This is a genomic window from Anaerolinea thermophila UNI-1 (genome assembly GCF_000199675.1).
Taxonomy (GTDB): domain Bacteria; phylum Chloroflexota; class Anaerolineae; order Anaerolineales; family Anaerolineaceae; genus Anaerolinea; species Anaerolinea thermophila.
In genome coordinates this window covers 68,969-84,503 of sequence record NC_014960.1, presented here as the reverse complement: position 1 = coordinate 84,503, position 15,535 = coordinate 68,969, and the positions used below count along the sequence as shown (strand labels likewise).

7 protein-coding genes are annotated in these 15,535 nt (G+C 62.0%); 4 read left to right on the top strand and 3 right to left on the bottom strand.

Annotated features, from left to right (window positions below; all coding sequences use genetic code 11):
* Nucleotides 1-135 precede the first annotated feature (135 nt).
* Complete coding sequence (locus ANT_RS00385) at nucleotides 136-3,534, top strand: glycoside hydrolase family 2 TIM barrel-domain containing protein (RefSeq protein WP_013558510.1); 3,399 nt, start codon at nucleotides 136-138, stop codon at nucleotides 3,532-3,534.
* A 3-nt stretch (nucleotides 3,535-3,537) separates the two neighbouring features.
* Here the strand turns inward: ANT_RS00385 and ANT_RS00380 are convergent, their stop codons facing one another.
* Complete coding sequence (locus tag ANT_RS00380; protein ID WP_013558509.1) at nucleotides 3,538-8,499, bottom strand: MG2 domain-containing protein; 4,962 nt, start codon at nucleotides 8,497-8,499, stop codon at nucleotides 3,538-3,540.
* Nucleotides 8,500-8,684: 185 nt separating this feature from the next.
* Here ANT_RS00380 and ANT_RS00375 point away from each other — a divergent pair, with 185 nt between their 5' ends.
* From ANT_RS00375 to ANT_RS00365, 3 genes are all read left to right on the top strand, one after another.
* Nucleotides 8,685-9,233, top strand: a complete 549-nt coding sequence (locus tag ANT_RS00375) for an RNA polymerase sigma factor (protein ID WP_172634553.1) — start codon at nucleotides 8,685-8,687, stop codon at nucleotides 9,231-9,233.
* Nucleotides 9,230-10,264: a DUF5667 domain-containing protein gene (locus ANT_RS00370; RefSeq protein WP_013558507.1), complete on the top strand. Its 1,035-nt coding sequence runs from the start codon at nucleotides 9,230-9,232 to the stop codon at nucleotides 10,262-10,264. The genes ANT_RS00375 and ANT_RS00370 overlap by 4 nt, the downstream gene beginning before the upstream one ends.
* 216 nt (nucleotides 10,265-10,480) lie before the next feature.
* A complete protein-coding gene (locus ANT_RS00365; protein ID WP_013558506.1) occupies nucleotides 10,481-11,767 on the top strand; it encodes a hypothetical protein in 1,287 nt (428 codons plus the stop codon).
* A 9-nt stretch (nucleotides 11,768-11,776) separates the two neighbouring features.
* Here ANT_RS00365 and ANT_RS00360 read toward each other — a convergent pair whose 3' ends face one another.
* Together ANT_RS00360 and ANT_RS00355 are read right to left on the bottom strand one after the other, a co-directional pair.
* Nucleotides 11,777-13,792 carry a hypothetical protein gene (locus tag ANT_RS00360; protein WP_013558505.1) on the bottom strand — a complete coding sequence of 672 codons (2,016 nt, stop codon included), beginning with the start codon at nucleotides 13,790-13,792 and terminating at the stop codon, nucleotides 11,777-11,779.
* 174 nt (nucleotides 13,793-13,966) lie between these two features.
* Complete coding sequence (locus ANT_RS00355) at nucleotides 13,967-15,349, bottom strand: sodium-dependent transporter (protein WP_041455120.1); 1,383 nt, start codon at nucleotides 15,347-15,349, stop codon at nucleotides 13,967-13,969.
* Nucleotides 15,350-15,535: the final 186 nt, after the last annotated feature.

Sequence of the window (15,535 nt, the reverse complement as noted above, 5' to 3'; positions counted from 1 at the left end):
CAGGGCGCGCGCGACCATTTTCATATTTTAATAACACCTTCTTAACAATAAAGATAGAACTTTTTCCCATCTGCGCTTTCCCCTTCTCCCTTCCTCATGTACAATATCCCCTGATGCTCGAATCAGGAGGCATTCATGACTTCTTTGAACGATTGGGAAAACCCCGCCGTGCAGGGCATCCACCGCGAACCCATGCACGCCACCCTTCTGCCGTATTCCGATGTTGCCGACGCCCTGCGCAATGAGCGCGAGCGCAGTCCTTACTTCCTTTTACTGAACGGTTCGTGGAAATTCCACTTTTCCCCTACCCCTGAAGACGCCCCCGCCGGTTTCGAAGCCCCCGACTTCGACGACTCAGCCTGGGATACCCTGCCCGTGCCTTCCAACTGGCAGGTGCTGGGCTACGGCATCCCCCGCTATCTGGCGTCCAGTTACGCCTTCGATACCAGCGCCTGCCCCAAAGTGCCGCACGACACCAACGAGACCGGTTCGTACCGCCTGACCTTCTCCGTGCCGGAGACGTGGCGCGAGCGTCAGGTCTTCCTCGTCTTTGAAGGCGTGGACTCGGCGTTCTACGTGTACCTCAACGGCAAAATGGTCGGCTTCAGCAAGGACAGCCGCCTGCCCGCCGAGTTCAACATCACCCCTTACCTGAAAGAGGGTGAGAACGTGCTGGCGGTGCGCGTCTTCCGCTGGTCGGACGGCAGTTACCTGGAAGATCAGGACATGTGGTTCCTCTCCGGCATCTTCCGCGATGTCTATCTGATTGCCCGCCCGCCGGCGCACATCCGCGATTTCGTCATCCACACCCCCCTCACCGATGACTACCGCCACGCCCGCCTGGAAGTGACCCTCTTCCTCAAGAACCAGTCCGCCCGCTCTTTCCAGGGATTGACGCTGGAAGCCGCCCTCTACGACCCGGCGGGCAACCCCGCGCACGGCTGGGTGCGCTCGGCAACCTTTGACCTGCTTGGCGAGTCCGAGGAAACCTTCGTCCTCTCCGACGATGTACCCGATGCCGCCCTGTGGACGGCGGAAACCCCCAACCTGTACACCCTCATCCTCTCCCTGCGCGACGCGCACGGCAACCTGCTGGAAGTCCTGCGCCACCCGGTGGGCTTCCGCACCGTCGAGGTACACGACGGCAAAATTTTCGTCAACGGCAGTCCCATCATCCTGCGCGGCGTCAACCGCCACGAACACCTGCCGCAGAGTGGTCATGCCATCACCGTAGAGTCGATGATTCAGGACATCCTCTTAATGAAGCAAGCCAACATCAACGCCGTGCGCACCAGCCACTACCCCAACGACCCGCGCTGGTACGACCTGTGCGACCAGTACGGCTTGTACCTGATTGACGAAGCCAACATCGAATCCCACGGCTTGTGGGATCGCTTTGCCAAAGACCCCGCCTGGCGCACCGCCTTCCTGGAGCGCGGAAGCCGCATGGTGATTCGCGACCGCAACCACCCCTCGGTGATCATCTGGTCGATGGGCAACGAATCCGGCTACGGCGAAAACCACGCCGCGCTGGCAGAGTGGATGCACACCCACGACCCCACCCGACCGGTGCATTACGAATCGGCGCGCAATGAGCCTTACCTCGACATCCTCAGCGCCATGTACCCGCGCCTGGATCAACTGGTGGAGTACGCCACCGCCCCCGGCGAGACCCGCCCCTTTGTGCTGTGCGAGTACGCCCACGCCATGGGCAACAGTCCCGGCAACCTCAAGGACTACTGGGACATCATCGAGACCTACCCGCGCCTGTGCGGCGCCTTCGTCTGGGACTGGGTGGATCAGGGACTGGAACGCACCACCCCCGACGGACGGCGCTGGTACGCCTACGGCGGCGACTTTGGCGATTCCCCCTCGGACTTTTCCTTCTGCTGTAACGGCATCGTCTTCCCCGACCGCACCCCGCACCCCGCCTACTGGGAAGTCAAAAAGGTCTATGAGCCGGTGCGCGTGGAAGCCGTGGATGCCCTGCAGGGACGCCTGAGCCTGCGCAACCGCTACGCCTTCCGCGACTTGAGCCACCTGACCCTGCGCTGGCAGGTGACCAGCGCGGGCGAGGTCTGGCAGAGCGGCGAGATGCCCGTTCCGCCCGTATCCGCCGGCGAAAGCCGCGAAATCGTCCTGCCGCTGGAGTCTTTGCCCGACGAAAGCAAGCATGAAGTCATTCTGGAAGTATCCTTCCGCCTGAAAGAGGATGAACCCTGGGCGCCCGCCGGTCATGAAGTTGCCTGGGAGCAAATTGTCCTGCCCATCCCGCGCACTGCCCCGCTCCCCGTGCCGCTTGAGAAGATGCCCGCGCTGACGGTCAAAGAAGACGGCGCGCAGGTCACCCTCAACGGCGGCGCGGTCACGGCGTGCTTCGACCGCGCCGCGGGGAAACTGGTCTCCCTGCAAATCGAAGGGCGCGAACTGCTGGCGCAGGCGCCAAAGGTGCAGATCTGGCGCGCGCCCACCGAAAATGACCTCAACACCTGGGGAGACGAGCGCGCCGCCCTGCGCTGGCGCGCCGCGGGCTACGATCAACTGGAAGAGAGCGTCTCGCAGGTGCTTTTCCGCGCCCTCAGCCCTTACAGCGCGCGCATGGTGGTGCATTCGCGCCTGGCAGTGCCGAATCACATCACCCTGCCGCCCTTTGAAACCGCCGAACAGCGCCTGCGCCTGTTCCAGAACGGCTTGAACGTGTACTTTGACGATGCCGCCCTGGACGCGCTGATTGCCCGCCTGGGAGTGAAGGACGACCTGCCCAAGAAGGTGGAGAAAACTGCCCGCACCCAAGCCCTGGTGCAGGTGATGGCGCAGAGCGGGCGCATCGCCGACCTGCTGGAAACTGCCCGCGCCTTCCTGCTGGAGCGCGGTCAAAGCCTGCCCTACGACGTGCAGGAACTGCTCTCCCGCGGGGTGAGCGACATCTACCTGCCGCGCGCCGCCTTCGACCTGACCACCACCTATACCTTCTACACCAGCGGCGACCTGCTCATCGAGGTGGATTTCGTCCCCGCGGTGAGCGGCTTGCCCTTCCTGCCGCGCCTGGGCATCGAAGCCGTCTTACAGCCCGGCATGGAGCGGGTGCAGTGGTACGGGCGCGGTCCTCATGAAGCCTACAGCGACCGGCAGGAAAGCGCCCGCGTGGGCGTGTACCAGATGCACGTGGATGACCTGTTTGTGCCGTATGTCGTCCCGCAGGAAAACGGCACCCGCAGTGAAGTGCGCTGGGTGTGCCTGCGCGACGAAGCCGGCAACGGGCTGGGCGTGTGCGCCGAAGCCCCCTTCTTCTTCAGCGCCCACCACTACACCGTTGAAGACCTCGCGCAAGCCCGCCACCCGCATGAATTGACCCGCGTGCCGGAAGTCATCCTGCACGTGGACCCCTTCCACTCCGGCTTGGGCAGTGCCTCGTGCGGTCCCGGCAGGCTGGAGCGGGATCAGGTGAAGGCGGAAGAGCATTACTTCCGCCTGCGCCTGCGTCCACTGATGGCTGACGACTCGCCCTGGGCGTTGAGCCGCCAGCGCCTGTAAGATTTACGGGTTGACCACCAGCAACTGCGGCGGCAGTTCGCCCTGCTGTTGCGGGTTGTAGTAATCGTACGCCAGCGCCGAGGGCGCCTGCGCCCGCAGGGGGAAGCGCGCCCGCAAACGGTAGGTGAAGGTGAAGGGTTCGCCGCCTTTCATGCCGGTCAGGTAAATCAGCACCTGCCGCCCGGTGAGTTCGTAGCGCTCCAGGCGCGTCTCGGCAGGCAGGACGTCGCTGTAGCGCGTCACCAGCGCATCCAGGTCTTCGGTCATCACGCTGAAACCCGGCGGAATGCCCAAATCGAGCATCACCGCTTCGGCGCGTGCGCCTTCCTGTTTGAGGGTTGCCGCCACCTGCACGGTGACGGTATCAGCCACGCTTAACTCGGTGCGGTCGTAGGTCACCCGCAAGTCCAGCCCTTCATCCATCGGGAAAAGGTCGGGGTAACGGCTCATCTGGCTCCAGGGCAGGTAGTAACTGCCCACCACCTGCGCCATCAGGTTGCCCTGCCCTTCCATGGTCATCTCCACCACGTTCTCGCGTCCCAGCGGCACATCGTCAAAGGTCACCATCTGCACCACGTCGAAGTTGTCCGGCGTCACCTGCAGGGTGCGCGTCTGCCCGCCGTTGAGCGTCAGGGTGACGCGCGCATCCATTTTCTCACCCCCCATGCGGATGCCTTCCAGCAGGGCTTTGAGCGACAGCACGGTAGCCTGGGTGCTGTGCCAGGTGCCGAACGAGTCCTTCTGAGCAATCAGGTACGCCAGTGCGCCGTTGGTCAGGTCGGGATAGACCTGGGCGCGTAACATCGCCAGCGCCGCCAGTGCCGTGGTCTCGATACTGCCGGTGCGCCCTTCTGCGCCGGTAAAGGTCGCCACACTGCTCTGCCAGAAAACCTGCGAGCCGTTGCGCTGAGCCTGCAGTGCCAGTTCTCCCAGCGCGGCGTTGGCATCGGTGCCGATGTCTGCGCCGTGCGCGCGGTCGGCGGCAACCAGCGCATTGGCAACCAGACCCAGCACGTAGGGGTCTTTCGCCTCGTTGAGGTGACCGTGCAGGTAAATGATCCCCCTTTGCGTGGCGCTTTCGTCCACGAAACCGGCGTCAATCAAACTCCACACCACGTAGGCGGTCACCGGCAGGCGGTCGTTGCCCAGCGACTGCCAGGTGTTTTCATGCACCAGCCCGCGGTCGTTCTCCCAAGAGCCATCGCTGGCTTGCTGGCTCATCAGCCAGTCGGCGGCGCGGCGCACCAGCGCCTCATCCACCGGATGCACGCGCGCCATGTCGGCAAATTCCTGCAAGCCGTAGGCGGTGAGCATGCGGTCGGCGGGCGGATTGCCGAACAGCGAGAAGCCGCCGCCCGCCACCTCAAAGGTGGTCAGGCGCTGATACCCCAGGTTGATGTATTCCTCGGCTTTCATCTCCACTTCCGGCGCGCTTTTTCCCGAAGTGCGCAGGTAATCCAGCGCCAGCACGTTGGGATAGGTAATCGAAGACGTCTGCTCAAAGCACCCAAAAGGCATGCGCAGAAGACTCTCCAGCCCTTCCACCACCTGACTGAACACCCCCGGATAAACCTTCACCAGCACTTTCTGCGTGCCGGGGATGGCTTCGGGCGGGAAGAAGAAGGATTGCTGGAAAGGCTTGCCCGCTTCCAGACGGTCGGAAGCGCTCAGGCGGATGGGCTTGCCGTCGGGATAGACCTGCACCGATTTGAGGATGGCATCCGAAAGGCGCGAGCCATACGCCGTCACCTTGAAGGGTTGCGCGCCGAAGGCTTTGGCGCGGATGCGGAAGTAAACCACACTGACCTCATTCGCGCCGATGGTCATGCTCTTTTCGGGTTCGTCCAGCAGGTCGAACCATTCGGCTTGTTCCAGCACCAGGCGCACGGTTTGCGGTTCGGGCAGGTAGTTGTACACCCCCACCGGCACGGCAATCTCATCGCCCACCGTCAGCGCCAGCGGCAGGTCGAGGTCAATGAAGAAATCCTGGAAGACGCGCAGGGGAGCATCCACACTGCCCAGCCTGCCATCGGCGCTGGATGCCAGCGCGGTGATGCGCCAGGTGGTGATGCTGTCGGCAACCGGGAAGTTCAGGCGCAGGAAGCCGTTCTCATCGGTCACGGCGTCGGGAATCCAGATCATGGTTTCGGGAAAGTACTGGCGCAGGCGCGGTTCCTGCTGAGCGGGTTGCTGGCTTTCCCCGCCGCTTTCCACACCTTTTTCCATCACCATGCCGGGGGCAAGCGTGGGTTGCGGCGCCATCGGCACGGCTCCCTGCACCAGACGGCGTTCGGGAACGCCAAAGTCTTCCGCCATCGGCGCGGGGGCTGAGGCGGCGCCCATCATCATCAGCATGGGCGTCCATCCCAGGGTGAGGAAGATTGCCAGCGCCGCTCCGAAGAATGCCGGGGTAAAGGCGCGCTCCCAGAGGAAGCCCGCCGTGCGCACCCACCCGCTGAGCATCACCAGCAGGTAAAAGATTAAGAGAGAAATGAGCCCGCCGCTTGACGGGAAACGGTTGCCAAAGCGCCCGGCAATCAGGAACAGCACCAGGCTGACAAAGGCAAGCACCAGCAGAAGCACCGTACCGCCCAGCGTCCAATCGCGGCGGCGGATGGCAGTGCCAGCCAGCCCGGAGATGCCCAGCAAGCCCACCAGCGGGAACAGCACAATGAGCGCATCCATTTTCTCAAAGAAGGTTTGCAGGAAACCCGTCAACCGCCCGCCGATGGAGCGATCCCAGGAATAGTTACCCCACGGGATGAGCAGGATGAGCAGAATCAAGCCCAGCAGGATGCCCAGCGCGGTGAAGAAACTGCGCCAGAAGCGCTTCTGCCGCGCCAGCGCGCAGACTACACCAAAGACTGCTCCCGCGGCGGTGAGCAGGAAGACGGGGAAGAACACGCCGCTCAGGCGGTTGAAGAAGGACACCTGCATTTGCCTGGCGCGGTTGAGACTCTGCGGGCGCGAGGACGCCGCCAGACTGAAGGCACTCTTGCCACCTGCACGCACCGCCTCTGCCAGCGATGCCCGCGCCGCCCGCTCCACATCCTGCCGCAGGGTGGGCGAGGTTTGCTCAAAGCGCTGGCTGTACGCCAGATCGGGCAGTTCGTAGCCGTGCAGGTCGTAGCGCGGGGTGAGGATTTCGGACTCCAGCAGGAAGTACAGGCGGGCAAAGCCGGGATCCTGCTCCGCCAGCGCAAACACCGATTCATCCACAATGGCAATGCCCAGCGCCGCGGCAACCCCCGCGCCGTCCGCTCCGCTCACCTGCACATCCAGTTGCGCGTCCTCGCCGGGGCGATAGGTATCCTGCCCGGGCTGGACGGCAAGGCTGAGGTCGTTCGCCGGGTCAACCACCACCAGGCGGGTGTCGCGGGTGATGGTGCCGGAAGGCAAAATCTTATAGGCGTGCAGTTCCAGCGTGCCGTACATCTCCGGCGAGAGATCCACCGCCACTTCGGCGCGCCCGCCCTGCAGCGGCACACTGCGCGTGCTGAGGGTCTGCCCGCCGCGCACGATGTCCAGATACACCGTACCCTGCGCCTGCGTGCTGAAGAGGGTCAGGTTCATCGTCTCGCCCACGCGGTACACGGGCTTATCCGGGCGCAGGATGATGCTCTCGCCCGTCCATTCGCCCTCAAAACTCACCTCGCGGTAGGCGCTTGCTCCGCGCCGATCCTGCGCCTGCAGGGTGATGTACACATACGGCTGAGGGGGAATGACGCGCACCTCGCCCAGGCCGTAGGCATCCGTCTGCACGGTGAAGGTGGTATTGCTGTCGGTAAAGGTCACCTGCACGGTGGCTTCGGCGGGCGTGCCGTCGGGGTAGCGGGTGAAGAGGTAGAAGATGTTCTCCAAACCGGCGCGCACATACCCGCCCTCGGGGACAATGTCCACTACCAATCCGTTTGCGCTGACCGGCAGGGAGAGGTTCGCCGTCTCGGCGTGGCGCGCGCCATCGGTGACGGTGGCTTGCAGGTAAAAGCGCCCCATACCGCCTTCCAGTTCGCTCCCCGTCATGAAGACGGGCAGGTCGAACGCAAAGGTGTACTGCCCCTGCTCGTCGGTCGTGCCTTCCAGGGTGAAGACGGTGTTGCGCTGGACGTCGAAGGTGTAGCCTTCCAGGGTCACCTCGCCGCCCGCCACCGGCTTGCCGAAGAAGTAGTTCGCCGTCAGGGTGCCGTTGACGTGCTGACCGGGCTGGTAGTAGGTGCGCTCGGTGCGCATCTCCACCTTGAACTTGGGCAGGACGTAGCGCTCCACGCGCACGGTCTTTTCACTGCTGGTGTTGCCCATCTGCGCGGTGATTTTGTACTCACCGGTGTTGACCTCATCCGCCAGTTGAAAGTCCGTCCACGCCGCGCCGTAGGCTGAGGTGGTCAGCGTCTTGCGGAAGACCTTGTTGCCCTTGCCATCGGCGATGGTCAGGGTGATGTCGCGCCCTGCCGCCGGGCGCAGGTCGAAGGCGTCCAGCGCCAGCGCGCGCAGGTGAATCACCTGCCCGGGCTGGTAGAGCGGCTTATCACTGCTCAGCAGGACGCGGTACTCGCGCGCCACATGGACGGGTTGCTCCAGTTGCTCCGTACCCAGCGGGGATTTGGACGTCACCAGCAGGGTTTGCTCGGGCGCATCCACCATTGGCACAACAAAAGAGGCTTCCACCATGCCGTTGGCATCGCTCCTGCCGGTGTACAGGGTCAGGGCATTGCCGCCGGCTTTGGGGCGCAGTGCCAGGCTGACTTCGGCATCGGGAATGGGATTGCCTTTGAAGGGGTCGCGCACCTGCAGGCGCAGTGCCGCCTGCGTGCCGGGGATAAAACGATTCTGCCCCACCACGACAACTTCCTGGGGGGGCAGGTTGCTGGGCAGGCTGGCGTAATGCACCACCCGCTCAACCAGTACCACCGCTCCGACCAGAATCAGAGCAGTGAGAATCAACCAGACCAGCGTTTTCCGGGACATGGATCTCCTCCTCGACCAGGGCTATGCATAAGACGCCCAGCCATCGGGATTAGTTTCCAGAAAAACCACCCATATCCTTATGGTATATCTGAAAAGTCAATAAAAGCGCGCTTTACCTGAAACCCGGAAAGCCATTTTTGCCCGTATCTCCGGAAGGTGGTATAACGTCTTATAGAATGAATGACATGGAGGAAGCCGCTCTGCTGGAGAAAGCCCGCGCCTTCGACCTGGACGCGCTGGCGGAGGTGTATGACCGCTACAGCCCGCCCCTCTACCTTTATGCCCTGCGCCTGCTGGGGGATGAAGCCCTGGCGGAGGAATGCGTTGCCGACACCTTCCACCGCTTTTTACAGGCACTGCGCCACGGAGGGGGCCCACAAAGCCATCTGCAGGCTTATCTGTACCGCATGGCGCACAACTGGATCACCGACATCTTTCGGCGCAACCCCGCCCGCTGGCAGGAACTGGCAGAGGACGAAACCACCCCGGAACAGGCAAACTCCCCCTCGCTGGAAGCGCAGGCAGACCTTCTCCTGGAACGGGAACGGGTGCGCCGCGCCCTGATGGCGCTCACCCCCGATCAACGGCAGGTGGTGGTACTGAAATTCCTCGAAGGTTGGGACAATGAAGCCATCGCCCGCGCAGTGGGAAAACCTGTAGGCGCGGTCAAGTCTCTGCAACACCGCGCTCTGGCATCTCTGCGGCGATGGCTGGGAAAGGAAGAGCAAGGATGAGAGAAAAATTCACGCCCGAAGAAAAGAAAGTCCTGCAAACGCTGGAAGCGCTCCGCGTGGTGCCGGAACGCCGTGCCGAATCGCATGCCCGCGGAAAAGAAGCCTTTCTTGCCGAAGCCCGCAGGATGAAATCCGAAGGCATACCCGTATCTCCAGCCCCTGTTGCCCGTCTTACTGTATGGAACAGGTTATTCGGCACAAAAAAGGAGGTATTTCGTATGTCCCCACTGGTCACTCTGATGTTGATTGTCTCCCTCTTGTTTGGAGGGACGGGCGTGACGGCGGTAGCCGCCCAGAACAGCCTGCCCGATGAGCCGCTTTATCCGGTCAAACTGCTCACCGAGCAGGTGCGCACCGAACTGACCACCCGCGAGCAGGCACAACTGGCGTTGATGCTGGAACTTGCCAACCGGCGCGCCGAAGAAGCCAACCGCCTGATGGCAATGGGCAAAGCCCCTTCCGAAGCCTTACTGGCGCGCTGGCAGACGCATCTGGAACAAGCCACCCGCCTTGCCCTGCAACTGGGCGATGAAGAAGCCCGCCAGGCGCTTCTGCGCGTGCAGGAAACCCTGCGCCAGCAGATGCAGTGGGCATCCTCAACCGCCTCGCCGGCAAGAGTGCGCGAGATGCTCCAGGAACAGCAGCGCCTGGTCGAACAGGGCATTGCCGAACCGGAGCAGTTACGCCAGCGCCTGCGCCAGAATGCGCCCATGCAGACCGCCGAGCCGGGCGAGAACCGCAACCCCTGGACGGATGAGACCCCCACCCCGGGTAGTGGCTATGGTCCCGGACCCGGCACGGGCGACTGCACCACCTGCACGCCCACCGGAGGCGGCAGCCAGAACCCCTGGACGGATGAGACCCCCACCCCGGGCAGTGGCTACGGTCCCGGACCCGGCACGGGCGACTGCACCACCTGCACGCCCACCGGAGGCGGCAGCCAGAACCCCTGGACGGATGGCACCCCCACCCCCGGCAGTGGCTACGGTCCCGGACCCGGCAATGAGAGCGGCGGCAACCGCAAGCCGTAATTCTGCACCTCTTTGAAGCCTCAAACGTGCCATGGCAAGTCCATGGCACGTTTGCATTGGAAGCAATCCCGCCGATTCCTGCGTCAACCGCCCCACAAAACCGCTCTCTTCACGAGGATGTTCCGGCTTCCAGAGCAATAATTCTCACCCCATTCCCTGTACTTGTGGTATAAACCAGACTGTTTCTTCAGCATCTTGACATCTTCAAGGAAACCTATGACCCCGGGACCAAAGCGCACAGGCTGGTGGCTCTTTCTGATAGCCCTGCTGTACTTCATCGCCCTCATCTTCCCGAATGCGCGCGGCGCGCAAAGCGAGCGCATGCTGCTGGTGACCTCTTTAGATGAGCCGGTCACTTACCAGTATGTGGTGCGCATGCTCACCCCTGCCAGCGACTTCAAAGACCTCTTCAGCCGCTGGGTCCTCTACGGCGATTACCATTACGGTTATCCCTTTTACTTCTTCTCAGCCCTGGCTGTCCTGCCGGTACGCCTCATCTACGGGGCGGAATTTACCAATTACACGGCGCTGAACCTGCTGCTGTTGCGCCAGGCAATCAGCGTCCTGCCCATGCTGTTAGCCATCCTTCTGCTGGTGTACGAGCAGACGCGTTTCCGCACCCTCTGGCAGAGCCTCGCTCTGACAGCGGTGATGTTCCTCGTCCCCGCCTTTGTGCGCAATCATCTTCAGTGGTGGCACCCCGATGCCCTTTCGGTGCTTGCCGTAACGCTGGTGCTGGTCTTCCTGCGCCGTGATGACCTGCGTTTTGGGCGCTTTTTCTGGCTGGCAGCCGCGGCTTGTGGGGTAGCCGTGGGCATTAAGTTTGCCGGGGTCTTCTTCTTCCTGACCATTCCCATTTACCTGTTCATGGGATACCGCCAGAAACGCCTCACCCTGCCTCAGGTGTTCACCAAAGGCGCTCTGTTCGTAGTCGTTGCCCTGCTGGCGCTGGTCCTCTCCAACCCCTTCCTCTACAACGAAGGCGCCCGTCAGGAACTGATGCGCATCCAGACCGAAAAAGTGGAAGTGCTGGGAAGCGGCTACGAAGATGCCTCGCCCTACTATCAGAAAGGACCGGCTTTCTGGAAATGGACCCTCTCCACCTGGTACGGGCATCCCCTCTTCCTGGCATTTCTGGGGCTTTCTCTGCTGGTGGGATGCCTGCGGGGACCCAATCAGCGCTTCAACGGTCTCATCCTGACTTACATTCTCCCGCAAGCCGTGTACCTCCTATGGTTTGTCTCGGTCAAGCCCGACCACTACTGGTTGCCGGTGATGGTGCCGTTATTCTCGACGGCGCTGACCCTGCCCACCGCCCTGGTGGAAGGCTGGTTCCCTGCCGTGTCGCGGCGGGCATGGCTGAGGCGGGGACTGCTTGCCCTGCTGGTTGCTGTGCTGATGGCGCAGAGCGCCGTTTTCCTGTTGCGCCCTTACTCCGGCGTGATTGCCCAGGTGCAAAACGCCATGCACATCGAAGAAATTTACTACGACTCGTCCCGCTAACCTTCCGCCTTACGGCACGCGATAGCGATAAAGGCGAAATCCCTCAAATTCCCCTACAGGCTCCAGGCGCTCTGCCAGCAGCGTGTAATACGGCGCAGACTGTTCAATGACCCCCGAAGCGCCGAAAACGTAATCCAGCCCCAGGCGATCCAGAAACTCCCGCCCGCGATTGTCCTTCAAACTCTGGAAGTAGGCGTAACTGTTAATCAAGCCGTCCAGGTTAATCACCGTGCGATGGCGGACAAAGTACGCCGTGGCACCCCCGCCGGGCATGCCGATTTTGCTCTGCGGCGGAGTGTAGGCTTCCAGGTACGCCGCTTCCTGCAGGTAATACGCCGGCACCGTGGGCTTTTGCAGGGCGAAGGACTCCAGCACCTGGAAACTTCCCCACAGCCACAGCCCGGCGCACGCCAGCGCGCTCCATAGCCTGACCCGGGTTTCGCGCCCGGGTGCAGGCACACCTGCCCACCAGCCATCCAGCGCAAAAAAGAGGAGCATCATCCCCGCCAGGGTCTCGTTAACCCAGTACCACGGGCGCATATTGGCATAATCACTGCTGGTGTAGTAGAGGATGTGCATCAGGCAAGCCATAAACAGCACAGCGAGCATGTCCACGCCCTGCCCACCGCGCCGCCACACCCCACGGCGAACGCCTTCCAGCACCACCCCCAGCCAGAACAGCAAAAGCCCCGCCGTCCAGGCTGTACCGCTTTGCCCGCCGGTCAGCAGGGTCACCGGCTGGAAGAGGAACCACCACGGGCTTTGCCCCAGCGGAGAAAACACCCCGAACAGAGCGGGGATGGAGTGAACCGGTTTGACATACACCACATCGGCAATCGTCCCCCACCAGTGTTTGACCTGCCCGCTGACGGGGGTGGGCGTGCCAAAGACCTGCAGGTTCATCAGCATATAAGCGATTAACAGCCCCCCCAGAGGCAGGAAATAGCCCAGCCCGCGCTTCAGCCACAGCGGCAAGGCACGGCGGAGTTCATCCATCGGCGACAGCGCCTCATCCGGCATCGCCGTTTTCCGGACCATCCCCCGGCGCACCGCCAGGAAGAATACCCCACTCAACACCGCATCCAGCACAATCGTCAGGCGGGGGAAACTGCCCACCACCCCGGCGGCGCTCAACCCAATCACTGCCACCCCGCCAGCCGCGGCAGAAAGTCCGGCGTTCAGAGCCACCCCAAGCAGTTCCTTGCGCCAGCCTTTCCAGACGGGGGTGAACAATCCCAGTCCGAAGCCCATCAGCAGTTTCAGCAGCGTGCTGACCCCCACAAACACATCCAGCCCGCGCTGAAACTCCATCAAAAAACGCGGAAACCCCACCCGTAAGAAAAACGCCAGCATGCCGGCGCTGACCCCGGCAATCAGATACCCCAACCAGAAGAGGTATGCCCGACGTTCCCGGAAGATCAGCACCACCCCGGCAAACCCCACGAAGAAAATGTTATCCAGCCGGGAAAACAGCGTCAAAGCGCCGATGCACCCCAGGCGCAGGGCGTCGCGGAAGGTGTCCTGACCGGCAGGGCGGGAAAGCAAAGCCTGCACTTCCACCAGCAAGAGCATCACAAAGAAGGCATTCAGCCCTGTCTCCATGCCCTGTCGGGTGATGATTTGATGCAACGGCGGGAAGAACACCCACAGCACCGCCGCCAGCATCCCCAGCCCCGGGTGCAGGAAGCGGGAGAGAAAACGGTAGAGCAAAATGCCCGTACCGGCTGACATCAGCACCGAGAGAAGCACGGTGAGGCGCAGGGGCAGAACCAGATCTACCCGTGCCAGCGTGAAAACGGGGACAAGCACTGCCATCCATAGGGGGTGATACCCGTTGGAAGGATGGATGCCATCCAGGGTTGAGCCTTTGCCTTCGCTGATGTTGCGCGCCACCTGAAAGTAATAAAACGCATCATCGGTTGTGAACCACCGATCCAGCAAAGCATCCACTGGAGCAAGTACAGCACTCAAATGCACCAGCAGCACGCCGAGCAGAAAAATTACTTCCAAACGTCTGAGTCTCATAGAAAACAGCCTTCTTCGTTTACAGGAGGAACATGCGAACGGATGTTAATTATGCGCCCAATCTGCCCCGGTGAGAAGTTCTGAAAGAGAAGCCCTCCTGTGAAAAAAAACGACGGCGGGAAAGCGCCGTCGTCTGCACTGTGAGAGGGGAACAAGTGTTTTGGGCTTGTCCTTCTAGAACACCCCCAGGCTATCCAGCAGAACCACCAGCACCAGCAACGGGGAGATATAGCGCACCACAAACAGGAACACCCTCACCACTCCATGGTTGGAGAGCGTTCCACCGTTGGTCAGTTGGGCGATGACCTGTTCTGGCTTGAGCACCCAGCCAACAAAGATGGCGATGAACAGCCCGCCCACCGGCAACAGCACGTTTGAGGTGACGAAATCGTACAGGTCGAAGAGCGTCTTGCCAAAGGGAGTGAAGCCCGCCAGTGTGCTGTTGGACAGTGCCGCCGTTGACCCCACCAGCGCCAGCAGTCCCACGGTGATCCACGTTGCCGCCTTGCGCGAAAGGTGGAACTGCTCATTGGCAAAGGCAACCAGCACCTCTACCAGCGAGACCATCGCGCCGGTGGCGGCAAAACTGGTCAGCAGGAAGAACAGGAAGATGAAGACGTTGCCCAGCGGCATCTGCGCAAAGACCGCCGGCAGGGTGATGAAGAGCAGTTTCGTCCCCGCCGCAGGCTCAAACCCGTAGGTGAAAACCACCGGGAAGATGGCAATACCCGCCAGCAGAGAAACAGCCAGGTCGGAAAGCACCACCCGCAGGGTGGTCGAGGGGATGTTCTGATCGTCCTTCCAGTAACTGCCGTAGGTGATCATCGCCCCCATACCGATGGACAGTTTAAAGAACGCCAGTCCCAGGGCAATCAAAGCGGCAGTGGTCGAAATCTTGCTGAAATCGGGTTTAAAGAGGAATGCCAGCCCTGCTCCCGCCCCCGGCAGGGTGAGGGCACGCACGTCCACAATGAGCAGCAGGATGAACAGCAGGGGGATGAGCCGTTTGGTGGTGGCTTCAATGCCCTTTGCCACCCCAAAGGTGATGATGCCCCCCACCAGAATCAGCACCACCCACTGCCAGAGCAGCGACTGAAACGGGTCGCTGACCAGCGCATTGAAGGTTTGCAGGGTCACCTGTGGGTCGGTGGAGAGGATGTTGCTGGTGAGCGAGCGCACCACATAGGCAAACACCCAGCCCGCCACCTCGGTGTAGAACGCCATGATGAGGAACGCCGAAAGCGCCCCTGCCGCGCCAATCAACCACCAGGGCTGACGCGGCGAGGGAGACAGTTTGCGCATGGTGGTAATTACATTGGCGCGTCCGGCGCGCCCCAGCAAAATCTCGCTGATCATCACCGGTAAGCCTACCAGGAAGGTCGCCAGCAGGTACAGGACAAGGAAAGCCGCTCCGCCGTTCTCGCCGGTCAGGTAGGGAAACTTCCAGATGTTGCCCAACCCGATGGCAGAGCCCAGCGTAGCGATGAGTGCGCCCAGCGCGGTGGCAAAGCCACTGCGTTTGGCAGGAGCTTGGTTGTGAACACTTTCGTTCGCCATGATGAAAAGACCTCCGGTCAATAAAAAGGTTGTGCCAGTAAAAAAACTCCCCGGCATGTTCCGGTGAGCCTGGACATTCTGCATCCACAAGCCAACAGCCTCACCCTCCCCGCACGGAGTGGCAGGGGTGCAAAATGATCATCCAGAAAGGAAAGTGAGGCAGGTCAGCAATCAACACAGGCATGT

What these genes read in the sequence shown, in the direction of transcription:
- ANT_RS00385 (WP_013558510.1), top strand. Translation starts at nt 136, where the DNA reads ATGACTTCTTTGAACGATTGGGAAAACCCCGCCGTGCAGGGCATCCAC.
- ANT_RS00380 (WP_013558509.1), bottom strand. Translation starts at nt 8,499, where the DNA reads ATGTCCCGGAAAACGCTGGTCTGGTTGATTCTCACTGCTCTGATTCTG.
- ANT_RS00375 (WP_172634553.1), top strand. Translation starts at nt 8,685, where the DNA reads ATGGAGGAAGCCGCTCTGCTGGAGAAAGCCCGCGCCTTCGACCTGGAC.
- ANT_RS00370 (WP_013558507.1), top strand. Translation starts at nt 9,230, where the DNA reads ATGAGAGAAAAATTCACGCCCGAAGAAAAGAAAGTCCTGCAAACGCTG.
- ANT_RS00365 (WP_013558506.1), top strand. Translation starts at nt 10,481, where the DNA reads ATGACCCCGGGACCAAAGCGCACAGGCTGGTGGCTCTTTCTGATAGCC.
- ANT_RS00360 (WP_013558505.1), bottom strand. Translation starts at nt 13,792, where the DNA reads ATGAGACTCAGACGTTTGGAAGTAATTTTTCTGCTCGGCGTGCTGCTG.
- ANT_RS00355 (WP_041455120.1), bottom strand. Translation starts at nt 15,349, where the DNA reads ATGGCGAACGAAAGTGTTCACAACCAAGCTCCTGCCAAACGCAGTGGC.